Raw genomic sequence first — 19,566 nt, 5'->3', positions numbered from 1 at the left:
ACTCTTTTGCCTGGTTAATTTTTCGCAGCCGCCTGCAACAGCAGGTAGCGTTCCCTGTTTTTTTCCAACTCCACCCGTGACTGCACGTTGATGTGCATGACCGGGACATCCTTCGAGCGGTTGGCTGCCGGCCAGTTCAATACACCCGGTCCGTTAGGATCGCCTTTGCGGATGAAATTGGCAAAATATTCCTGCATCGTGCGGGAGACTTTATAATCGTCTTCCGTCCAGGCAAACACTTTGTTGGTGCTTAAATTTCCCATGGCATATTCAATTTCCGCCGAATGCACGGCACCCTTAGCGGGTGGCGGCGGAGGCGTGTTGCCACGTTGAACACCGCCGGCCAGGCCCGGTGAGGCATTGCCCATTTCAGGAGTCATTGGCGGGCGGGGACGTTCGTACAAATAGCGGTAAACGGGTTTGCCGCCGGTGGTACCCTGCAGATCAGCCCAGCGCCACGTGCTGAATCCAATAAAGCGGTCGCCGGCCAGGGCTGTGGCCACAGCCTCCACTTCGTCGTCGGTGGCCGGTTTATACACTTTCAGCACATCATCGGCCTTGTCTGTATAAACTTTTCGAACGGCTTTTTCATAATTTTCCTTCGTCGGTTTATCGCCACCCATCAGCGCACGGTAATTCATTTCCTCGCTGTTCCATCCCACAAGGAGAGGCACATGCGCCTGCTCGCCCTTCTGGAAAATCTCCAGCGGGTCTTTGGGTAGAAAATAACCATCAACAGACAGCCGGAACCGGAACAAACCAAAACGAGCCGAAGCACCCAGTAGAGAATCTGCTGAAATGGAACGTAATTCGGCCAGCGAATGGGCACCGATGCTGCGGGCAAACTCCTCACCGGTCTTTTCACATTCGGAAAGTGGTGCCGGCGACAAGGTACCCAGCAACGAACCGCTTTCGCCGATCGCACCGGCAATGAGATTTTTTGCCAGCGGCGAAGCCATTTGTGCACTGACAGACACGGAACCGGCCGACTCCCCGGCAATGGTTACGTGGTTGGGATCGCCGCCAAATGCAGCAATGTTTTTCCGCACCCATTGCAAGGCTGCCGCCTGGTCGAGCAGCCCATAATTCCCGGAGGCATGATGGGGGGATTCTTTGGTGAGCTCGGGATGGGAAAAGAAACCAAACAATCCCAGGCGATAATTGACGGTCAGGGTAACGATTCCTTTTTGCGCCATGCTTTCGCCGTCATAACGCGGCTCCGAGCCGTCGCCGGCAACAAAGCCACCGCCATAGAAGTAAACCAGCACCGGCAACAAGGTCTTGGTCTTTTGAGACGGCGCCCACACATTGAGGTAAAGGCAGTTTTCGCCCACGCCGTCGGAACGGAAATTCATATCTCCGAAGATGGCGGTTTGCATGGCTCGTGGCCCAAAATGGTCGGCCTTGTGCACGCCGGTCCAGGACTTAACGGGCTGTGGTTCGCGCCAGCGAAGATTGTCAACGGGAGGTGCCGCATACGGGATGCCTTTGAACGATCGTACACCGGAAGCTTCCAGCCGCCCTTCCACGATGCCGCTGACGGTCCGGACCTGTAACGACTGATTGCCGCTGGCTGCAGCGGCTGTTTTATTTTTTGCCTGCGCCAGTGCACCAAATGCAAGGCCAAGCAAGCCAATCGAAAGAAATATGGGTCTTTTCATGCAAGGAAGTTAATCAAACTTCGCACTGTATCTTGCCCTGCCCGGTAATTTTCTGAAAGAGATATTTCATACTGGTCAACCCGAAACATTAATGCGATCTAACAACAATATGGAGTGAAAAGCGGCTTGTTCTTTCCCCTGTCTTCTATCCTTCACCATCACTCACCTCCGGAAATACGCAACCTGCAATCAGCCTGGTATCAGGCTTTGTTGGGAGCAATGAAAAGCGGCATTGACAGATTTTCCAATAACTGATCAGCCATGCTGGGACGGAACAACCGCGACAAACGGCTTCGGCGGTAGGCACCGAGAATAAGCAGCGGCTTGTGATGTTCGCTTTGTAGCCGGCGCACGATCGCGTCTTCGGCATCCCCTTTCAGAATTGTATACCGGGCTTGCGGATAGTGGCGCCTGATAAATTCTTTGATCAACCGGTTGTGGGGAAGGCGTTCCGATTCATCCTGCTCTTTCACGGTTACAACCTCGGTCGCAAAATCATCAGGGATATCAAAAAGATAACGGAAGCTCCGCACGGCGTTGACGGACGAAAGCTCGCCATCATATAAGAGAACCAGCTTTTTAAGTGGCTGAAAGGATTCGGGAACCAGGATCACCGGACAGGCTACATCATTCAGCAGGTCGCGAATAAACCGTGTGGGTGCCGGCTCTTCCTCTCCAGTCATTGTTTCGCCGGCACTAATAATAAGCAGATCGGCGTAAATTGATTCTTCCAGAAGTTCCTGCAAGGCCACATTCCGGTCGCGGTGAACATCATAATTTACCCCTTCTTCTTTGCAGGCTTTTTCAAAAAGCGCAACACTTTCTTTCCGAAGTGCAGAGTCGCGGGCATCCATTTGTCGCACGAAATGGTCCCTGTCTGTTCCTTCGTAAGCGGCAATTTCCTTAAAGCCATAGCTGCGCCGGGTGAAGTCTTCCAAAAAAACGCCTACCAATTGCGCACGACTCCATTTGGCCAGGAAGATTGCATATTGCAGCGTGCTTTCCGAAAACTCAAGCCCGTCGAAGGCGGCGATGAACATTTTCATACCGAAGTTTTTCCAAATCTATTCACTCTGCGCCGCGTTCGCAATGACCGGCCTGAAAAACGGCATGACGAATATCACACGATGCAGCCATTGAACATGGGCAGAATCTGGCCGCACGCCAAACAGACAGCGTTAGAAAACAGTATCAGTGTCGGAATAAAATACCGCTTTTGTACAGTGTTGTACAAAGAATTTTCCCGGAAATCAATCGGTTGAAACAGCCTTCCTTAGAGGATGATCACGCTGTTGGTAGTCCCGAACTCGTTCTTTTTTTGCTTGTCGGCTTCGGGCTCGTTCAGCCACTCTTTTTCGTTGACGAGGTATTTGAATTCGTGCTGGCTTTCCTTCGGAAGGGAAACTTCAGCGCAAAAGGTGCCGTCTTTCTTTTTGCTCATGCTGACCAGGGTCTTCCAATCGCTGTTCAAACCGGCAATCGCTACGGTTTCTGCATTCTCAGGCTTCAAAGTGAATTTCACTTTGCAGTAATCTTTGGTCTTGAAGTATGTTTTTTGGATCATTTTGATGGATTGTTTTGCTTCTGTATACAAATTAAAGAAAAAAGTAACCCTTCTTCTTCACAATTTGTCGCATTGTCAGTTTTCATCATTTGAAAAAGGATTGCCATATCAAGCGCTTTCGGCGCCCATTTTAAACAAGAAATGGTCCGAATCGGCGCTTTTTTGCCTTGCTATTTAGTTTAGCGGTGCTGACAAGTTTTCACACTGGCAAATCGCTTTTAACAATTGTTTGCGCAGAAAAAGTTGAAGGTGACCGGGCATTTACCGCTCCATGAACTTGCGGAAACCCTCGTACCTGACCACTTTGTAGGACAGCAAAAGAACGCCCAGCACTTTCAGAATGGTCGCCAGCAAAAGAAGGGATGTGGACTCGCCGCGATGAAGCAGCTTTGAAAACGAGCCGACAAAATCGAAGCAGAAACCGAGGGCAATGAGAAGAATGGTGTGCTTGGCTTTCATGATTTAAACAGCCCGCAAACATAAAGAGAAAACCACCACCCACTGCAGGAATACAATTTCCCGCCAAGGCAAAGGTTTCTGGTAACAAAAAGGCTGGCTGCGGTCCTACTCTTTTGTCAGGGTAAAATTGTATTTCTTGTTCACCTTGCGCGGAGCGCCGGAGTCGGAAAGCACCGGGTTGAGGCGTGGCGTTTCCAGGGAGATCCTGTCTTTGATCTGCTGTTGCAGGAAGGCATTCTCCGGCGAAAGAAACACATCGCCGACCGTCACCTGCCCGTCGGTGCCAATCGTGTACGAAACCAGGACATAATAACTTCCGCTTTTTACTTTTTTGGACGAAAGGACTTCGGTTTTTAATGTCGTATTCAGGGAATCCATGTAGGTTTTCCAGATCGCATTGTTGTCTTTGGGCTTTGTCACCGGCACCGCTGCCGCCGCTGATGTATCGACCATCGCTGCTGCTGAGTCCACCACTGCAAGCGCTGAGTCTTTTTTGACCGGAACCGCGGCAGGGGTGACAGCACCAGCCGTTATTTTTGAAAGGGAGTCAGTTGGCGGTATTGCCGTTTTTATTTTCGCTGTTTCATCGGCGGCCGGGACTTTTTGGGCTGTATCGATCTTTGCCGACAGGTCGTCCCCTTTGCGGATTACCGTGCCCGGATCATTTTTCAACTTCCCGCTGAACAACGCTTCTTTCAGCGACTGCGCTTTCACAAAAACGGAGCTAAGGAGCAATACGATCAGAATTCCTTTTTTCATGGTTAAGTTGTTATTTCCTGCAAACCAGGTTGCAAAAGACTTGAATGAATGAAAAAGAGTAACGTTTAAATCCTTCTTCTATTGCCTGCCGTCTGCGTTTTGACATCTTGCAGGCATCCGGCTTAAAAGAACCGCCCTTCCTTTTGAATTTGCCGGTAAGGCCGGGAGAAAAATGCATCCACGTTCCGGTTGAATTCATCCGTATAAACCAGCGGCGTCGAATGGCCCGAATTCGGCAGGATCCACAAATAGGAACTCGGGATGTTCTGGGCAATGAGCAGCGTATGCTCAGGCCGGATAACGTCATGATCACCGCCAATGACGAGAGTAGGCACACGAACGCTGTGCAAATCCTGCAAGGAAATATGCGGTTCTTCAACCAGCAGGCGCACCAGCTTCCACCCTGCTTTTTCTTCGGCGTTTTTTTGCGTTTTGTTTTTGAGTGTGGTATAGGCCGGCGTTACCAGGTCTTCCACGTCGCTGAAAACGGCCGTGGTGTCAGGCCATAAATTGGCACCGGTTACGGCCAGCTTTTTTACTTTTTGCGGATGACGAATCGCCAGCAGCAGGCCATTGATCCCGCCATCGCTCCAGCCGATCACCAGTGCCGAATCGACCTTCATTGCATCGAGCAAAGCGGCATAGTCGTCGGCCATCATTTCATAGGAAAGCGAGTCGCCTTCATCTTTTGATTTACCCTGTGCACGGCTGTCGGCAAGAATGACCTTGTATTTTTTGCTGAAATAGGGAATTTGGTTTGTGAAGTTGTTGATGGAACCACCATTCCCGTGGATGATCAGAAGCGGTTGCCCTGAGCCGTATGTTTCTGTATACATCTGAATACCGCGGACCGGGTAATACTTTCCTGCCGACTTGTTATTGCCATACGGAATTCCGGTGGTGTTTTTCAGGTATTTTTTCATTTCCGTTTCAAAATCCTGTGCAGAAAGGTGGGCAAATAATAAGCAACAGGCAACGGCCAAAACAAGCTGTTTCATGTGCGAGGGTTTGTGTTTTTGAAATTACACGATCCGGTTCAAACAGAAAAGACCGCTTATCCGTGCAAGCCTGCTTCACCTTCTGGTAACCTGTTCCAACAAAAAGCCCCGCATCGCTGCGGGGCCTGTTCCTTCCTCTTCAACACTCAAGCGTGCTGCTCTACCTCATTGCGAAACACCACAACGCCATCAAACACATCCACCAACACAGGGTGCATCTTATCGATCGCACCGGAAAGTATCTTCTTGCTCAGGGCATTGACAATCTCTTTTTGGATCAGGCGCTTCAAGGGCCTGGCGCCATACTGCGGGTCAAACCCATTTTCGGCGAGGTAATCCAAAAGGTAATCGGAAAACTGCAACTGGATACCGCTTTGGGCCACCAGCGCTTTCAGGTTTTCCAACTGGATACGGATAATGCCCCTGATCTCGTTTTTCATCAACGGCTGGAAGAGAATGATCTCGTCCACACGGTTGAGAAATTCCGGACGAATGGTTTCCCGCAGCCGGTTCATCACTTCGACCTTGGTGCGCTCTACAACCACATCCTTGTTCCGCTCATTCACATCGGCAAAATTTTCCTGGATGATATCGCTGCCCATGTTCGAAGTCATGATGATGATGGTGTTCTTAAAGTTCACCACGCGGCCTTTGTTGTCCGTCAGGCGGCCGTCGTCCAGCACCTGCAGCAATACATTCCATACATCCGGGTGTGCCTTCTCAATCTCGTCGAGCAACACAACCTGGTAGGGCTTGCGGCGGACGGCTTCCGTCAACTGCCCACCTTCATCGTATCCCACGTATCCGGGAGGCGCACCCACCAGGCGTGACACGGTGTGCTTTTCCTGGTATTCGCTCATATCGATCCGGGTCATCATGTGCTCATCATCGAAAAGATAATCGGCCAGTGCTTTTGCCAGCTCGGTTTTACCTACGCCAGTCGTACCCAGGAAAATAAACGAGCCAATCGGCTTTTTCGGGTCGCTCAGGCCTGCCCGGCTGCGGCGGATGGCGTCGGCTACGGCAACAATTGCTTCGTCCTGACCCACCACGCGGTTGTGCAGTTCATCTTCCAGGTTCAACAACTTTTCGCGTTCGCTCTGCAGCATTTTGGCAACCGGAATACCCGTGGCCTTGGCAACGCTTTCGGCGATATCTTCCGCATCCACTTCCTCCTTCATTAGGCGTTTGCCGTGTTCACTCAACTCGTTCAGTTGGCTGGTAAGGTCTGTGATCGTCGCTTCCTTTTCCTTGATACGGCCGTAACGGATCTCGGCTACCTTTCCATAATCTCCTTCGCGTTCCGCCTGCTCGGCCTGTTGCTTCAGGGCTTCGATATCGGCTTTGGACGTTTGAATTTTTTCAACCAGTTCTTTCTCTTCCTGCCACTTTGCTTTGAGGGTATCACGCTCCACGGCGAGGTTGGCGATCTGCGTATTCAGCTCTTTTAATTTTTCTTCATCGTTTTCCCTTTTGATTGCCTCGCGTTCAATTTCCAACTGCCGGATCTGGCGTTCCAGCTTGTCGAGTTCCTCCGGCATGGAGTTCATCTCGAGGCGAAGCTTGGCGGCACTTTCGTCAATCAGGTCAATGGCCTTGTCGGGCAGAAAACGATCGGTGATGTAACGCACCGATAATTCCACGGCTGCAATGATCGCTTCATCCTTGATCCGTACATGGTGGTGTGTTTCGTAGCGGTCTTTCAGCCCCCGGAGGATCGAAATGGCATCTTCCACCGAAGGCTCGTCAATCATCACTTTCTGGAAGCGACGTTCCAACGCCTTGTCTTTTTCAAAATATTTTTGATACTCGTTCAGGGTCGTGGCGCCGATCGCTCTCAGCTCGCCACGGGCCAGGGCCGGCTTCAGAATATTGGCCGCATCCATCGCGCCTTCACCACCACCTGCGCCCACCAGTGTGTGGATCTCGTCGATAAAGAGAATGATCTCACCTTCAGAAGTTGCCACTTCTTTCACCACGCCTTTCAGTCGCTCTTCAAACTCACCTTTGTATTTAGCGCCGGCAATCAGTTGACCCATGTCCAGTGCAAATATGGTTTTCGATTTCAGGTTCTCGGGCACATCCCCGTTGACAATGCGCATGGCAAGGCCTTCGGCAATGGCGGTTTTACCAACGCCGGGCTCACCAACCAAAATGGGGTTGTTTTTGCTGCGGCGGGAAAGGATGTGCAGGGTGCGGCGAATTTCCTCGTCCCGGCCGATCACCGGATCGAGCTTGCCCTGGCGGGCCAGTTCAATCAGGTTCTTCGCATATTTATTCAATGCGTTGAACTGGGTTTCCTGGGTTTGCGAGGTCACGGTCGAGCCCTTGCGCAGGTCCTTGATGGCAGCCACCAAGCCTTTTTCGGTCAGGCCTGCGTCTTTCAACAAACCAGCAGTGTTATCATTGCCCATAACAAGGCCGAGAAGGAGGTGCTCGGGTGTGACGAACTCGTCGCCAAACTGCTTTAAGGAAGCATTGGCTTTCAGCACAACATTATTGGCGTCGCGGCTGATATTTTGCGCAGGCTCCGTGCCACTGATCTTGGGCAGCCGTTCGATCTGAGCATCCAGCCTGGACTCCAGTTGCTGTACGTTTACTGCGTTTTTCTTGAGCAGGTATTCCACGGGTGAATCCTGCTGGTCCAGCAAGGCTTTCAGGATGTGTTCCGTCTCGATATTGCTGTTGGAATGGTTGAACGCAAGCTGTTGCGATTGCTGAATTACTTCAGCGGCTTTTATGGTAAAGTTGTTTAGGTTCATACAATTAACTTTCGTTGATATTCGTTGATACAATTATCAAACCACAGTCCATACCAAATTCTACCGAAAATATGTCAGCCAAATTCAAAACTACCTGCCTCAAATGCAGTCTGCTCGCGGTTTTCCTGCTATTTCTGCAGGTTTCCTTTTCACAAAAAAAGAGCACAGCCCCAAGCCCGATGCCTGCCCTGGACAAGGTGATGGACGACAAAAAGAAACAACTCGGAAATGATTTTAGTGTAGTGATTGCTGTTGGTGATTCGGTCGTTTACCAGCGCACCACCGGCGACATCGCCAACCTGAAAACGCCATCGCCCATCGGTGCAAGCAGCCAGTGGCTCACCACGGCACTCATCCTTCAGTTAGCCGATGAAGGCAAGCTTTCACTCGATGACCCTGTCAGCAAGTACCTGCCGATCTTTGAGAGCTATCGCCGCAACTATATTACCCTCCGCCATTGTCTTACCCACCAGACAGGCCTTGGAAAAGAAGGCTCCAAACTGGGCGGCCTCTTTGACAAAAAGAAGTTTGCCTCGCTGGACGAAGAAGTGACCGACATCCTCAAAAAAGAAATCCATGCCAATGCCGGCGAAGAATTCCGGTATAGTTCCTACGGTCCTGTTGTCGCCGCCCGGGTGGCAGAGGCCGTAACGAAAAAGCGTTTTGATCAACTGATCCGCACAAAGTTGTTTGTACCGCTTGGCATGCGCAATACTAGCTTCACCACCGACGACGGCTCGGCACCCGACCCGTCCGGCGGTGCGAATTCAACTGCCACAGACCTGACAAAATTTTTACAGATGCTCCTGAACAATGGAAAGGCCGGCGACAAGCAAGTGCTAAGCGAAAGCGCCCTGGAGGAAATGCGCAAAATCCAGGTAGCTTCGGCCCAAATCAAAAATGCGCCTGCCGCTGACCAGGGTTTTTCATTTGCCCTGGGCACATGGACGGCGGATAAATCCGCCCCACAGGGTGGCAAGGCAGCTTCCCTAGTGGTACCCGGCCTGGCAGGCACCTGGCCGGAAGTGGATTTTCACCGCGGCTTCGTCTTTCTTGTATTCACCCGCAACTTCCCCGGCGACCAAACGGCGCAGCCTTTTCTTGACCTAAAGCAGATTGCCGACCAGCATTTCCCGGTTAAAAAGAACTAACTACAATTTTTCAACGGGGGAGCAGGTTTTCGCATTTCTTTTGCCGGAACATGCAACTTTGCAGCCTTTGCTGCATTCTATGGTTATGCCCTTTGCCGAAAAACATACCGGTCTTGTCAAACAACTGGCCTCCCGCTATGGCTTTGATCATTGCGGCATTGCCAAAGCAGCGCCGCTGGATGAAGATGCCCGCCGCCTGGAAGCGTGGCTGCACAAGGGCCTGCACGGCAAAATGCAGTACATGGAAAACCATTTTGACCTCCGCATTGATCCGACCAAACTCGTTCCGGGTGCGAAGTCAGTCATCACGCTGTTGAAAAATTATTATCCCCAGCAAGAGATCGGCGGTGAGTTCAAGATCTCGAAATATGCCTATGGCACCGACTATCACAACGTCATCAAGGGAAGCCTGAAAAGTATGATGGCCGAACTGCAGGAGCACATTGGCCAGTTCAGCGGAAGAGGTTTTGTGGACTCGGCGCCGGTGCTGGAAAGAGCCTGGGCCACCAAAAGCGGGCTTGGATGGATTGGCCGCAACGGCAACCTGATCACCAAAGACAGCGGCTCCTTTTATTTTATTGCCACCCTCATCATCGATGTCGAACTCCGATACGACGATCCGTTTGCCAAAGACTATTGCGGTAGTTGCCGGCGCTGCATCGACGCCTGCCCTACTGGCGCCATCAGCGAAGGGAAAGTGGTGAACGGAAGCCAATGTATCTCCTATTTCACCATCGAGCTGAAAGACGAGATCATCCCGGAAGAAATGAAAGGCAAGTTCGGTGACTGGATGTTTGGCTGCGACACCTGCCAGGACGTTTGCCCCTGGAACCGCTTCAGCAAGCCGCACAGCGAGGAAGCCTTTGCACCGCTGCCCGAGATCCTGAATCTTTCCACCAGGGAATGGGAAGCGCTGAGCGAAGAAGCCTTCAAAAAGATCTTCAAACATTCCCCGCTTAGCCGCTCGAAACACAAAGGCATCCAGCGCAACATCAAATTCCTAAAACCGTAAACCGGTTTGTATACTGAAGCGGCGAAGTTTGTAATCAGAAATCGTCTTTGACATCGGAGGCTGCGGAAAAATATCGATGTACACCGGGTAGTTCGAGACCCTTGAATAATTCTTTTGCGAATAACCGGCGGAAAAGAAAAGCTTCGTGTTTTTGAATGCCGGGAATGCATACCCGATGCCTGCATCCATGTACATTCCGCCTTTGACGTCCACGTCATTCCATTCCTGTTCTCCGGTTTTCAGCCAGGGAAAATGATAGCCGCCATTTGCATAAACAAAGGGGGTCTTTTCGCCCTTGCCAAACGACTTGCGCAGGTCGAGAAAAAGTGGCAGGCTTCGGGTGTGGTAATAATCCACTCCAACCCCGATGCCGGCGGACCAGGATTGCCTTTGAAACCCGTTCACCGCCTTCAATTGGAAAGCCGATCCGGCTTCACCCTCGAGCAGGCCACCCTGTACGGATGCAACAAAGGAGGGCTTTGTTTTTTGCGCCGTTGCACAAATAGAAAAGAGCATGAAAAAGAAGCCAATCAATTTTCTCATAACTGTGGTTTTAGTTGGTTTCAATCGCCAGTTTACTGATCTGTGATAGCGTTGTGCCGTTGCCGTACGTGAATTGGTATAGGCCGTCGCTGGCCACCACGATGGCGTTGCCATGCAGCGCAATCACGTCATAGGTTTCGAGCCCGGGGACATGCTTGGCCAGTTGCGGTGCTACCGGGTTTGTGGCATCGTATAATTTCAAGCCGTCCTTCCCGTCGCAGATAAAAAGATAGTTGCCGTCTTTTGACAAGCCGTGCGGACTGGTCATGGGCACCGACTTTTGCCAGACGGGGGCCGTTACATTGGAAACATCAAGCACGTCCAGTTGATTCAAAGTTCCGTTGCAGGTGGTGCCTGTGCGAAGTGTGACATAGGCATAGTTGTCGTCGGCAATCACCGGATCGCAACTGGTGGCATGCGTAAACTGGCTTAGCTGCGCTGGCGCAGCGGGGTTGGCGAGACTGTAAATGAACATACCGGTGCGGGAACCGATGAATAGCTTGTCGCGAAACGGGTAAATGGTTTCAATATTCCAGCCCATGTTCCGCGTGGCCGTCAGTTGCGGATCAACGGGATTGGCAAGGCTGATGGAGTAAAGCTCGCTGCTTGACACGGCATACAGGTAATCGTTCACGATGGTAAAGCGAGCCATGCTACCGCCAACGCCAACCTGCGGCGCCGCGGTGTAAAACACACCTTTCAGATCGGCCTGTGCATACATGCAGTTTGCACAAGACTGCCATCGCCTGTATTGCTTTACATCCACGGTGGTGTCCCTGACGGTATAACCAACAACCACCTGGATAGAATCTGCATTGACGGTATTGCCGTACCAGTAACGGTTCTTTTCTTTGATCACATTGTTCAGGAACTTCACAGGGACGATGTTGGCAGGTTGCGAGATATCGAACACCGCAACATCGGAATACGAATCCGCATAGAGATAGGAGCCTTTCACCGCGAGGTCGATATTATTCGGAATGTTGATGAAGGCGATGTTCTTTGGCGCAGCCGGGTTGGAGTTGTCGATCACGTGAATGCCCTTGTTCACTTCGTTCAGGAAAAGATAGTTGCCAAACACATTCAGCTTGCCGATGTTTTGCAAAGGCTGGGCGGGCCCGCTCTTCATTTCGCTGCGCACCTGCGTCAGCGACTTGTAGGTGGGCACGTAGATCTGGTAGGTTTCGCGGTAGGTGTCTTTCAGGCAACCCTGTAGCAGGAACATGAGCATCAGAGCACCAAGCAGTCCGCTACCAAAGCAATTAACTTTTTGCATAACGATGGTTTTGATTGTAAAGAATAACGGGTCAACTCTTTGCCTTCTGACAAGCCGGCGAATGGTTTCGTTGCACGCAACGTCAGAAATTAATCCCGGTTTTCAACCCCGCAAAAAGCAGGTGCGACCGGCTGCCGGTTTTTTGTAGCGGCACCGCATTGTACTGGAACACAGGACCCGTCGTGAGCTTCCAGCTCTTTTTGTTGACGACAGCAAACTGCGTTGCAGCAAAGAGGTTGAAAGAATGCTTGCGGTTGTTCTCCTTGTTCAGGTAAAGCAGCCCCGAAGACTGGTCAACGGTCAATGCGTTGCTGCTGAGCAAACGGCCGTAGGAGGCGCCGGCTGTCACGAAAAGCGGCAGGCGCTTCACCAGTTGGTATTGCAAACTCACCGGTAGTTCCGCTACATGAAAATGATTGGTATAAGTGGCTTGTGACGCATAGGCCGCAGCAGTGTTGCTGAAATAACCGGCGACAATGAACTCCTTGTCCTGAAAGCGCAGCGTGGTATCCTGCGTTTTGTAATTGCCCACTTTTTGCCGCGTGCTGTAATAAGCGTACTGGATACCGGCCGTTAGCGTCAGGCGGCCGGACAACGCTTTTTCCATTGCATAGCCCAGCGAAAAGGAAACCCCTGCACTGGTATGCTGCGGCTGGTAAAGCGGGCCTGGCGTACCCGGCGAATTTGCCGACTGGCTTGGTGATGAATAAAGATTGCCGGAGGTTGTTGTCGCGGTCTGCCAGCTCCACCCGGCTGTCAATAAGATTTTCCCGGTCACTTTTTTCTGTACAACAGCCGCCTTTCTTTTTCCGCTGTCGGCACCCGCCTGGAGACGTTCTGCTTTTTCCTCTGCAGCTTTCTGCTGCACCGGGGTATCTGCTTTTAAAGGCGAAGGCAAAGCAGCAGAAGTTACAGGCTTATTGTCAGCGTGTGCACCTTCGCTTCGGATGGCTGGTGTTTTATCAGCTATCGGCAACGGCTTCGACTCAGGAGTCGTTTTTTCGTTTCCTGCATCTATTGATTGACGCTGCGATGTATCATGTATGTTACTTGCAAGCAGCACTCTTTTAGTGCGTTGTTGATGACCGGATGAAGTCATCATTAACGGCAGCCTTGCGGTTCCTGTCCGTTGCGGCAAAACTGTCTGAACCTCTTGTGTATTCGTTTTCTGCTGCGCAGCCTCTGAGGTTTCAACAACCTGTTTCTTCGCTCCCGTTTTCGTTCCACCAGGAACCGCTTGTTCGATGGCCGTTGGCCGCCGGGTAGTTTTTTCCGAAAGCAACCACCACATGCCGCCGGCCAGCAAGGCAGTGGGGAACAAAAGCCAGAACAAGATCCTGCGTCGCTTTTTCTCCGGCCTGACCTGGAGCTCTATTTTCTCCCAAACAGGTGCAGAGGGAGACAGCTGCAGCTCCTCCATCTTTTCCTGTACTTTTTTTTCAAAACTACCTTGCATAGCTGGCGTTTTTAACTTCGTTGCTTCGTTGTTCAATCCATTTAATCAGCAAAGACCTGCCTCTCGCATACTGGCTGCGCGACGTGCCTTCGCTGATACCGAGTAACTGCCCGATTTCCACATGGCTGTATCCTTCCACTGCATATAAATTGAAAATTGCCTGGTAGCCCGCGGGCAGTTGCCGTATCAGGTCGGCGAGTTCTTTGGCAGCCAAATTCATTTCCGGTTCGTAAGAAGACACGGCGTGCAGTTGCTCGTCGCTAAAAAGAAGCTCGGTTTGGTAACGACTGTTCTTTTTCAAAAAATTGATGGCCGTTGTCACCATGATCCGGCGCAGCCAGGCGCCTAATTCGCCATCTCCTTTGTACTGCTGCAGGTTTCTGAACGCTTTGACAAAGCCTTCCTGCAACACGTCCTCTGCATCGGCAACAGACTTTGTATAGCGATAACACACGGCCAGCATTGTTGACGCAAAACGGTCATAAAGCTGCCGTTGCGCAACTGCTTTCCCCTTAAGGCATTCGTGTACCAGCCGGTGATCGTCCATAAATGTTCCTGTAAGCCTTGACAATAACTGGCGGCCCGGCGTTGCAGCAGGTGAAGATTATTTTTTTAAAAACTGTTTTGGCTCTGCACATTGGTCAGCAGCACGCCGAAATCTTTCCACACGGTTGCCGCATCTTTATACGGGTAGTAAGCATCGAAGATCTTTTTTGTTTCCGGCAGATTTTTACCAAACGAAAAATAATACACGGCCAGTGTTTGTGCCAGGGCCTTGCGCCTGCCGTCGTCAAATTCATCGTTCTTCGCACCGCCATCCCAGCCTAATGATTTAATGTACCGAAGGTTGCGAAGTAACTTTTCCTTTAACGCCGCATCGCCGGGACTGACCAGCAGCTTGCCGGCTTTATAGGTCAGGCTGATATTGGCAATGCGTTCATATTTTTCGCCCTTGCTGTTCTTTTTTTCATCTAGCTCGCAGGCAAAGCAGGTATAGAAATAGCCGAACGGTTCGGCAAAGTCATAGAGGAATGTCGTGCCGGAAACACAGGTACTGCCGGCATATAGCCTGGCGGCCGGTGCAAACACAGACCCGCTGATGTTTTTGAAAAAATAAAATTCATCGCAGCAATGGGCACCTCCGGTGAAATTATAGATCACCAGTTCGGCCCTGCCATCGCCATCAAGGTCTTTGAGGGCCACCCGCTGCTCCAGGCCGGAAATCGTTTGTTTCAGGTAGGCAAACAGCGTTTGTATTTTCTTGTTGACAACCAGCTTTACCGTTTTGGTGTTTTTCACTTTTGCGGCCGTGGCAAAGAATGTTTCGTAGCAGTCGGTCTGTGTATCACCCTGCGCCATCACAGCCAGAGAAAGGGGGAAAAAGAAAAGAAGCAAGAAAGGCCTACTCATGAAACAAAAGTAGGATTCGAAGAGAGCACCATCAAAACACAAAAACAAAGGCTGTTGAAATCAACAGCCTTTGTTTGTTTTTAGAACGCCGGGTCGGCAGGCGTATTGGTATTGTTGTCCCGCTCGAGGAAGGGATACGGCAGGAAATTCCGTCGCCGTTCTGTCAACGGCCGGCCAAAGCGGCGCATGTCTTCCAGGCGCAAGCCGCTCAGGAAAAGTTCGATGCTGCGTTGCCGGTAGATCTCGTCGAGGATTTGCTGTTGCGTCAGCGGACCGGCCAGGGGAAGGTCGGCACCGACGCCAAACGGATCATTGGCCGGTTTTTTCGTGATCACTTTATTCAACTCGATCAGGGCATTTGCAAGATCCGGCGGAGTCATGCGGGCATACGCCTCTGCTTTGATCAGTGTCATTTCACCCGGCAGATAAATGGGAAACGGCGTGTTGGCAGCGGCACCAAAACCGGCAATCTTCGACGCGTAGGCATTTGTGGTATAAAACGCCAGGCGTTTGTCTGCAGGATCCGGCTGCAAACCGGCCGGCAAGCCAAGCGTTGCGATATCCAGAATGCCATACACATTATTGGTGGACGTTGCCGTTTCAAAAATCGGGTTCAGGTTCACGTTGCTAAAATTGAACGTCGATTTTTTTGTCAGGTCCACCATATTCGCCGCCGCAAGTGCCTGGGCATAATTGCCGATAAAAAGCGAATACCGCGCCTTTAACGCATTCAGCGTATTGACAATGTCGATACCGGCAGGAATATTCAGCAGGAAGGTCGCGGAAATGGGTGCCGCGTTGATCGCTGCCAGCGCTGCATCGATGGCGGTGATAGCTTTTGTATATCCCTGCACACGGTCGACAAAGGTGACGCTCTGGCCGATACCAGCAGGCACCTGTTGCCAGAACATGGCCAGGTCGCCCAGCGCCAGCGCCTTGAAGATGGTCGTATACCCAATCAGGCCACTTGCATAGGCCTTGTCACCCAGACTGGCTGCGCCGGCCAGCACCTTGTCGGCATCGTAAATGATCTTGTTGCTGCTCGACCAAAGACCGGCCAGCATGGTATTGGTACCATCCACCGAGCCGCTGCCCAACTGCAACTGGTACTCGGAAGTGTTACCCTGGTTCAGCACAACCAGTTCGTTGGTCAGCAAACCATTGATGGCAGTGCGGTTGTAAAGAGAGCTGGCCCGTCCGGCGGTGTATACCCGCTGCAAGCCGACAGCCACGCCGGTCAGGCCTTGCGGAGAGCTGAAGGCCTGGTCTTCGGTGGCGGCATTGGGATTGGTGAAATCTTTTTTACACGCCGTTTGCGACAGCAGTGCAAGCAAAAGAAGACCGTATGTTGTGTGTTTTATGAATTTCATTTTCATGATGTGCGATTTGGAGGTTAGAAACGGGCATTGATGCTTAAACGGTAGGTACGCGGAATGGGTACAGCACCAAAGTCAATGCCTCTCAGCAGGGTGCTTTGTCCGGCAGCATTCACTTCCGGATCATAGCCTTTGTAGTTGTCCCACGACACCAGGTTACGGCCGCTCAAGCCAATGGACAGGTCGTTAAAGAACCGCATTTTACCCAGGCTGTAAGACAGTGACACTTCGCGAAGCTTGACAAAAGAGCCGTCATCGACCCGCCATTCTTCGATTTGGTAAACGCTGTTCACGTACCCACGGGGCAGGATACCCAGGTGCTCCTGCTCGGCCACTTTGCCGTTGCCAACACCCTGGCGTGTGCGAAAGTCAGCGTTAAAAACATCGACGCCCTGCACCGCGTCCAACTGCACACGCAAATTGAAACGCTTGTACCCAACTTCGTTGATGAGTGAGCCGGTCCAATCCGGGTTGGGGTCGCCAATCACCTTGCGCAACGTTGTGCCGGTCGGCAGGCCACTGCCATCGCGTTGCACCTCGTAAACCGTTGCGGAAACCTGCTTGCCTTTTTCGATCTGTGGGAACCCGGTACTGTTTTTCACCTGGCTGCCGTTGGCATCAACTGCAAAGAAGGTTCCGTAAAACACGCCGACCGGGTAGCCTTGCAGCAAAGCCACAGGTGCGCCACCGTTGGTGGAAAGCAGGGTCAGGGCCTGGCCGATGTTGACCATCTTGTTGCGGTTACGGTTAAAGATGGCTGTCAGGTTCCAGTTAACTGTTTTGTTTGCCACCGGCGAGCCGTTGAGCACCAGTTCGATACCCCTGTTTTCCAATTCGCCGAAGTTATCGAGCACCGAAGTGAAACCGGTTGTGGGTGCCACCTGGCGGCTGATGTTGATATTCTCCACCCGCTTGTTGTACCAGTTGAACTGCACGCCAACGCGGTTATTGAGGAACGAAAGGTCCGTACCGATCTCCAGTTCTCTCTGCCGTTCAGGGCCGATGTTTTCATTGGTCTTCTGGTTGCTCGATTGCAGTGCGGAGCGGTCGAGGTAGGAATTGGAACTGTACAGGTTGAAGCGGGCATAGGCACCAATACCGGTCAGGTTGCCACTTTCGCCATAAGCAGCCCGCAGCTTGAATGTATTCCACCAGGGCATGCTCTTCTTCCAGAAATCTTCTTCCGAAAGCAGGTAGCTCACGCTGCCTTTGTAGTACATCTGGTTGCGCTGGTCCTTGCTGAACACGGACGAACCATCCCTGCGTACCGCACCGGTGAGGAACAGCTTGTTCATGTACTTGAAATTTTGCTGCAGGTACGCACCGGAAATCGAAATTTCGGTCCGTTCATCGGTGCTGGGAAGGATGGTGCTGGCACCGTTTACCGTCTCCACAAAAGGACTCAATCCCCTGCCCTGCAACAAAGCATAACGGTTCTTCTCATACTGCACCGAATAGCCCACCTGTGTGGTCGATCCCAGGTCCTTCGTGATGTCGAACTGGTAGTTGGCGTTCAGTTCATTGTTGATCTGGAAAAAATAATCGTTACCGGTACTGGCATAACCGTTCAACGTGGGGTTCAGCGTAGGACCGCCACCAAAGAAAGCCGTGTTGACATTGTAGGCAAACGGCGGCATAAAGGTCGTTCCGTTTTGCCCGTAGTTGTCGATGCCCAGCGTGTAGTCGAAAGTAAACCCGTTGAACGGACGAAGCTTTGCACCCAGGCTGGCAATGACCCGGTTAGTTTCCTGGCGTTGTTTGAAATCTTCGATGACCGATACGGGATTGACACGGCCTCTTTCCCCGACAGCCTTGATGTTGCCATTGGCGTCGCGTTCGAAGATGTTGTGGAAGTTCCCGATGATGGTGACGGAGTTCATGGGGGAGAAAAAGGAGTTGCCATTGGGTTTTTCGTTGGCGGCACTGTTAATGTAGTTCAGTCCCATCGTCATGCTGAACACACGGTTGAAGGTCTGGTCGAAATTGGCGCGGAAATTATAGCGCCGGAAATCGGTATTGCGAATAATGCCCTGGTTATAGAAATAAGAACCGGAAACATAGTAACGGCTTTTTTCGCTGCCGCCGCTCACCGATACGTTGTTATCCGTACCGACGCCGGTATGGAAAATATAATCCTGGTAGTCGTACCGCGTAACCGGGGTTGTCGTGGTCAGGGTTGTCGTAAGGATGTCCTGTGTCTGCACATCAGGAGAACCGCCGAATTTTACCGGCGCCTGGTTTACCGCCAGTTTTTTGCGGAGTTCATTGACCATGATCGACGTGGAGAAATTCACCACCGGCGCACCGCTTCTGCCCCGCTTGGTAAAAATCTGGATCACACCGGCATTGGCCCGCGAGCCGTAAATGGCGGCGGCCGCCGCGCCGTTCAATACCTCTATCCGCTCGATATCGGCTGGGTTGATGTCCACCATCCGGTTTTGCCCGATGGTGCCCACGAAGTTGGAACCATCGTAACTGTTCTGCGTGTTGGTCACGCGGTTGGTGGCATTGTTTACAATGACACCATCAACGATGTAAAGTGGCTCGGAAGACGAGTTGATTGAACTGACACCGCGGAGACGCACAGAAATACCACCAGCCGGATCGCCGGAGTTTTGGCTGATTTGCGCACCCGCTGTTTTGCCCTGCAGCGCAGCCAGCACATCACCGGTGGCGCCTTTGGTCAGTTCGTCGGCCTTCACGGTGCTGATGTAGCTACCAAGCTGTCGGCGTGTCGTACCGGCCGATGTACCGGTCACCACCACTTCATCCATTTTCAGGGCATCTTCTTCAAGTTGTGCATCCACTGTTTGCGCGGCGCTGCCACTGACCTGGATCGATTTGGTTTGCGCTTTAAAGCCCACACCGGTAAACTGAATTTGGTAGCTGCCCGGTTTCAGCGGGGCCGAAAGTGAATAGGTTCCATCCGGCTCGGTGCTGGTGGAAAAACGTGTTGCCTGAATTTGAACGGTAATGCCGGGAAGGCCCTCGTTCTGCGGACCGGTTACACGGCCACTGATTTGTACCTGGGCCCAAAGGGAGAGGCCAAGCAATTGGAATAGCAGGAGCCAGAAGGTTCGTTTCGATCCTCCGGACTTAGTCAAATGAATACTCATGCTAGCAGTTTTTATTTATAGCA

16 protein-coding genes are annotated in these 19,566 nt (G+C 51.8%); 2 read left to right on the top strand and 14 right to left on the bottom strand.

Going from position 1 to position 19,566, the window contains the following annotated elements; all coding sequences use genetic code 11:
- Positions 1 to 14: 14 nt before the first annotated feature.
- The 7 genes from D6024_RS09910 to clpB form a co-directional block, all read right to left on the bottom strand.
- Positions 15 to 1,661 (bottom strand): carboxylesterase/lipase family protein, encoded by a 1,647-nt coding sequence (locus D6024_RS09910; protein WP_121354442.1) that lies wholly within the window; start codon positions 1,659 to 1,661, stop codon positions 15 to 17.
- A 200-nt stretch (positions 1,662 to 1,861) separates the two neighbouring features.
- Entirely contained in the window at positions 1,862 to 2,707 is an 846-nt protein-coding gene (locus D6024_RS09905; protein WP_121354441.1) for a universal stress protein, read from the bottom strand.
- Between the two features lie 227 nt (positions 2,708 to 2,934).
- Positions 2,935 to 3,225 carry an isoamylase early set domain-containing protein gene (locus D6024_RS09900; protein WP_121354440.1) on the bottom strand — a complete coding sequence of 97 codons (291 nt, stop codon included), beginning with the start codon at positions 3,223 to 3,225 and terminating at the stop codon, positions 2,935 to 2,937.
- Positions 3,226 to 3,486: 261 nt separating this feature from the next.
- Positions 3,487 to 3,684: a hypothetical protein gene (locus D6024_RS09895; protein ID WP_121354439.1), complete on the bottom strand. Its 198-nt coding sequence runs from the start codon at positions 3,682 to 3,684 to the stop codon at positions 3,487 to 3,489.
- A 105-nt stretch (positions 3,685 to 3,789) separates the two neighbouring features.
- A complete protein-coding gene (locus D6024_RS09890) occupies positions 3,790 to 4,443 on the bottom strand; it encodes a hypothetical protein (protein ID WP_121354438.1) in 654 nt (217 codons plus the stop codon).
- A gap of 122 nt (positions 4,444 to 4,565) precedes the next feature.
- Positions 4,566 to 5,441 carry an alpha/beta fold hydrolase gene (locus D6024_RS09885; protein WP_121354437.1) on the bottom strand — a complete coding sequence of 292 codons (876 nt, stop codon included), beginning with the start codon at positions 5,439 to 5,441 and terminating at the stop codon, positions 4,566 to 4,568.
- A 146-nt stretch (positions 5,442 to 5,587) separates the two neighbouring features.
- On the bottom strand, positions 5,588 to 8,203 hold the full coding sequence (gene clpB, locus D6024_RS09880) for an ATP-dependent chaperone ClpB (protein ID WP_121354436.1): 2,616 nt from the start codon (positions 8,201 to 8,203) through the stop codon (positions 5,588 to 5,590).
- A 179-nt stretch (positions 8,204 to 8,382) separates the two neighbouring features.
- On the opposite strand from clpB, the gene D6024_RS09875 reads away from it, so the two are divergent.
- Both D6024_RS09875 and queG read left to right on the top strand, forming a co-directional pair.
- Positions 8,383 to 9,354 carry a serine hydrolase domain-containing protein gene (locus D6024_RS09875; protein ID WP_162944678.1) on the top strand — a complete coding sequence of 324 codons (972 nt, stop codon included), beginning with the start codon at positions 8,383 to 8,385 and terminating at the stop codon, positions 9,352 to 9,354.
- An 85-nt stretch (positions 9,355 to 9,439) separates the two neighbouring features.
- On the top strand, positions 9,440 to 10,366 hold the full coding sequence (gene queG / locus D6024_RS09870; protein WP_121354795.1) for a tRNA epoxyqueuosine(34) reductase QueG: 927 nt from the start codon (positions 9,440 to 9,442) through the stop codon (positions 10,364 to 10,366).
- Here queG and D6024_RS09865 read toward each other — a convergent pair.
- The 7 genes from D6024_RS09865 to D6024_RS09835 all read right to left on the bottom strand — a co-directional run bounded on the left by D6024_RS09865 (position 10,355) and on the right by D6024_RS09835 (position 19,543).
- Positions 10,355 to 10,909, bottom strand: coding sequence for a hypothetical protein (locus tag D6024_RS09865; RefSeq protein WP_121354434.1), 555 nt, complete (start codon positions 10,907 to 10,909; stop codon positions 10,355 to 10,357). The two genes, queG and D6024_RS09865, sit on opposite strands and share 12 nt — an antisense overlap.
- A gap of 10 nt (positions 10,910 to 10,919) precedes the next feature.
- The gene (locus D6024_RS09860; RefSeq protein WP_121354433.1) at positions 10,920 to 12,185 is read right to left on the bottom strand and encodes an LVIVD repeat-containing protein; all 1,266 of its coding nucleotides are present in this window, start codon (positions 12,183 to 12,185) and stop codon (positions 10,920 to 10,922) included.
- An 82-nt stretch (positions 12,186 to 12,267) separates the two neighbouring features.
- Positions 12,268 to 13,641, bottom strand: coding sequence for a TonB-dependent receptor (locus D6024_RS09855; protein ID WP_121354432.1), 1,374 nt, complete (start codon positions 13,639 to 13,641; stop codon positions 12,268 to 12,270).
- A complete protein-coding gene (locus D6024_RS09850; RefSeq protein ID WP_121354431.1) occupies positions 13,631 to 14,188 on the bottom strand; it encodes an RNA polymerase sigma factor in 558 nt (185 codons plus the stop codon). The genes D6024_RS09855 and D6024_RS09850 overlap by 11 nt, the downstream gene beginning before the upstream one ends.
- 65 nt (positions 14,189 to 14,253) lie before the next feature.
- On the bottom strand, positions 14,254 to 15,051 hold the full coding sequence (locus D6024_RS09845) for a hypothetical protein (protein ID WP_162944676.1): 798 nt from the start codon (positions 15,049 to 15,051) through the stop codon (positions 14,254 to 14,256).
- 80 nt (positions 15,052 to 15,131) lie between these two features.
- A complete protein-coding gene (locus D6024_RS09840; RefSeq protein WP_205573260.1) occupies positions 15,132 to 16,427 on the bottom strand; it encodes a RagB/SusD family nutrient uptake outer membrane protein in 1,296 nt (431 codons plus the stop codon).
- Positions 16,428 to 16,444: 17 nt separating this feature from the next.
- Entirely contained in the window at positions 16,445 to 19,543 is a 3,099-nt protein-coding gene (locus tag D6024_RS09835; protein ID WP_121354429.1) for a SusC/RagA family TonB-linked outer membrane protein, read from the bottom strand.
- Between the last annotated feature and the right edge of the window lie 23 nt (positions 19,544 to 19,566).

The sequence above is a fragment of the Flavisolibacter nicotianae genome (genome assembly GCF_003628535.1).
In the GTDB taxonomy this organism is placed as follows: Bacteria; Bacteroidota; Bacteroidia; order Chitinophagales; family Chitinophagaceae; genus Flavisolibacter; species Flavisolibacter nicotianae.
This window is presented reverse-complemented; position numbering and strand designations above follow the sequence as displayed.

What these genes read in the sequence shown, in the direction of transcription:
- D6024_RS09885 (WP_121354437.1), bottom strand. Translation starts at nt 5,441, where the DNA reads ATGAAACAGCTTGTTTTGGCCGTTGCCTGTTGCTTATTATTTGCCCAC.
- D6024_RS09855 (WP_121354432.1), bottom strand. Translation starts at nt 13,641, where the DNA reads ATGCAAGGTAGTTTTGAAAAAAAAGTACAGGAAAAGATGGAGGAGCTG.
- D6024_RS09860 (WP_121354433.1), bottom strand. Translation starts at nt 12,185, where the DNA reads ATGCAAAAAGTTAATTGCTTTGGTAGCGGACTGCTTGGTGCTCTGATG.
- D6024_RS09835 (WP_121354429.1), bottom strand. Translation starts at nt 19,543, where the DNA reads ATGAGTATTCATTTGACTAAGTCCGGAGGATCGAAACGAACCTTCTGG.
- D6024_RS09875 (WP_162944678.1), top strand. Translation starts at nt 8,383, where the DNA reads ATGCCTGCCCTGGACAAGGTGATGGACGACAAAAAGAAACAACTCGGA.
- D6024_RS09845 (WP_162944676.1), bottom strand. Translation starts at nt 15,051, where the DNA reads ATGAGTAGGCCTTTCTTGCTTCTTTTCTTTTTCCCCCTTTCTCTGGCT.
- D6024_RS09910 (WP_121354442.1), bottom strand. Translation starts at nt 1,661, where the DNA reads ATGAAAAGACCCATATTTCTTTCGATTGGCTTGCTTGGCCTTGCATTT.
- clpB (WP_121354436.1), bottom strand. Translation starts at nt 8,203, where the DNA reads ATGAACCTAAACAACTTTACCATAAAAGCCGCTGAAGTAATTCAGCAA.
- D6024_RS09865 (WP_121354434.1), bottom strand. Translation starts at nt 10,909, where the DNA reads ATGAGAAAATTGATTGGCTTCTTTTTCATGCTCTTTTCTATTTGTGCA.
- D6024_RS09850 (WP_121354431.1), bottom strand. Translation starts at nt 14,188, where the DNA reads ATGGACGATCACCGGCTGGTACACGAATGCCTTAAGGGGAAAGCAGTT.
- D6024_RS09905 (WP_121354441.1), bottom strand. Translation starts at nt 2,707, where the DNA reads ATGAAAATGTTCATCGCCGCCTTCGACGGGCTTGAGTTTTCGGAAAGC.
- D6024_RS09900 (WP_121354440.1), bottom strand. Translation starts at nt 3,225, where the DNA reads ATGATCCAAAAAACATACTTCAAGACCAAAGATTACTGCAAAGTGAAA.
- D6024_RS09895 (WP_121354439.1), bottom strand. Translation starts at nt 3,684, where the DNA reads ATGAAAGCCAAGCACACCATTCTTCTCATTGCCCTCGGTTTCTGCTTC.
- queG (WP_121354795.1), top strand. Translation starts at nt 9,440, where the DNA reads ATGCCCTTTGCCGAAAAACATACCGGTCTTGTCAAACAACTGGCCTCC.
- D6024_RS09890 (WP_121354438.1), bottom strand. Translation starts at nt 4,443, where the DNA reads ATGAAAAAAGGAATTCTGATCGTATTGCTCCTTAGCTCCGTTTTTGTG.
- D6024_RS09840 (WP_205573260.1), bottom strand. Translation starts at nt 16,427, where the DNA reads ATGAAAATGAAATTCATAAAACACACAACATACGGTCTTCTTTTGCTT.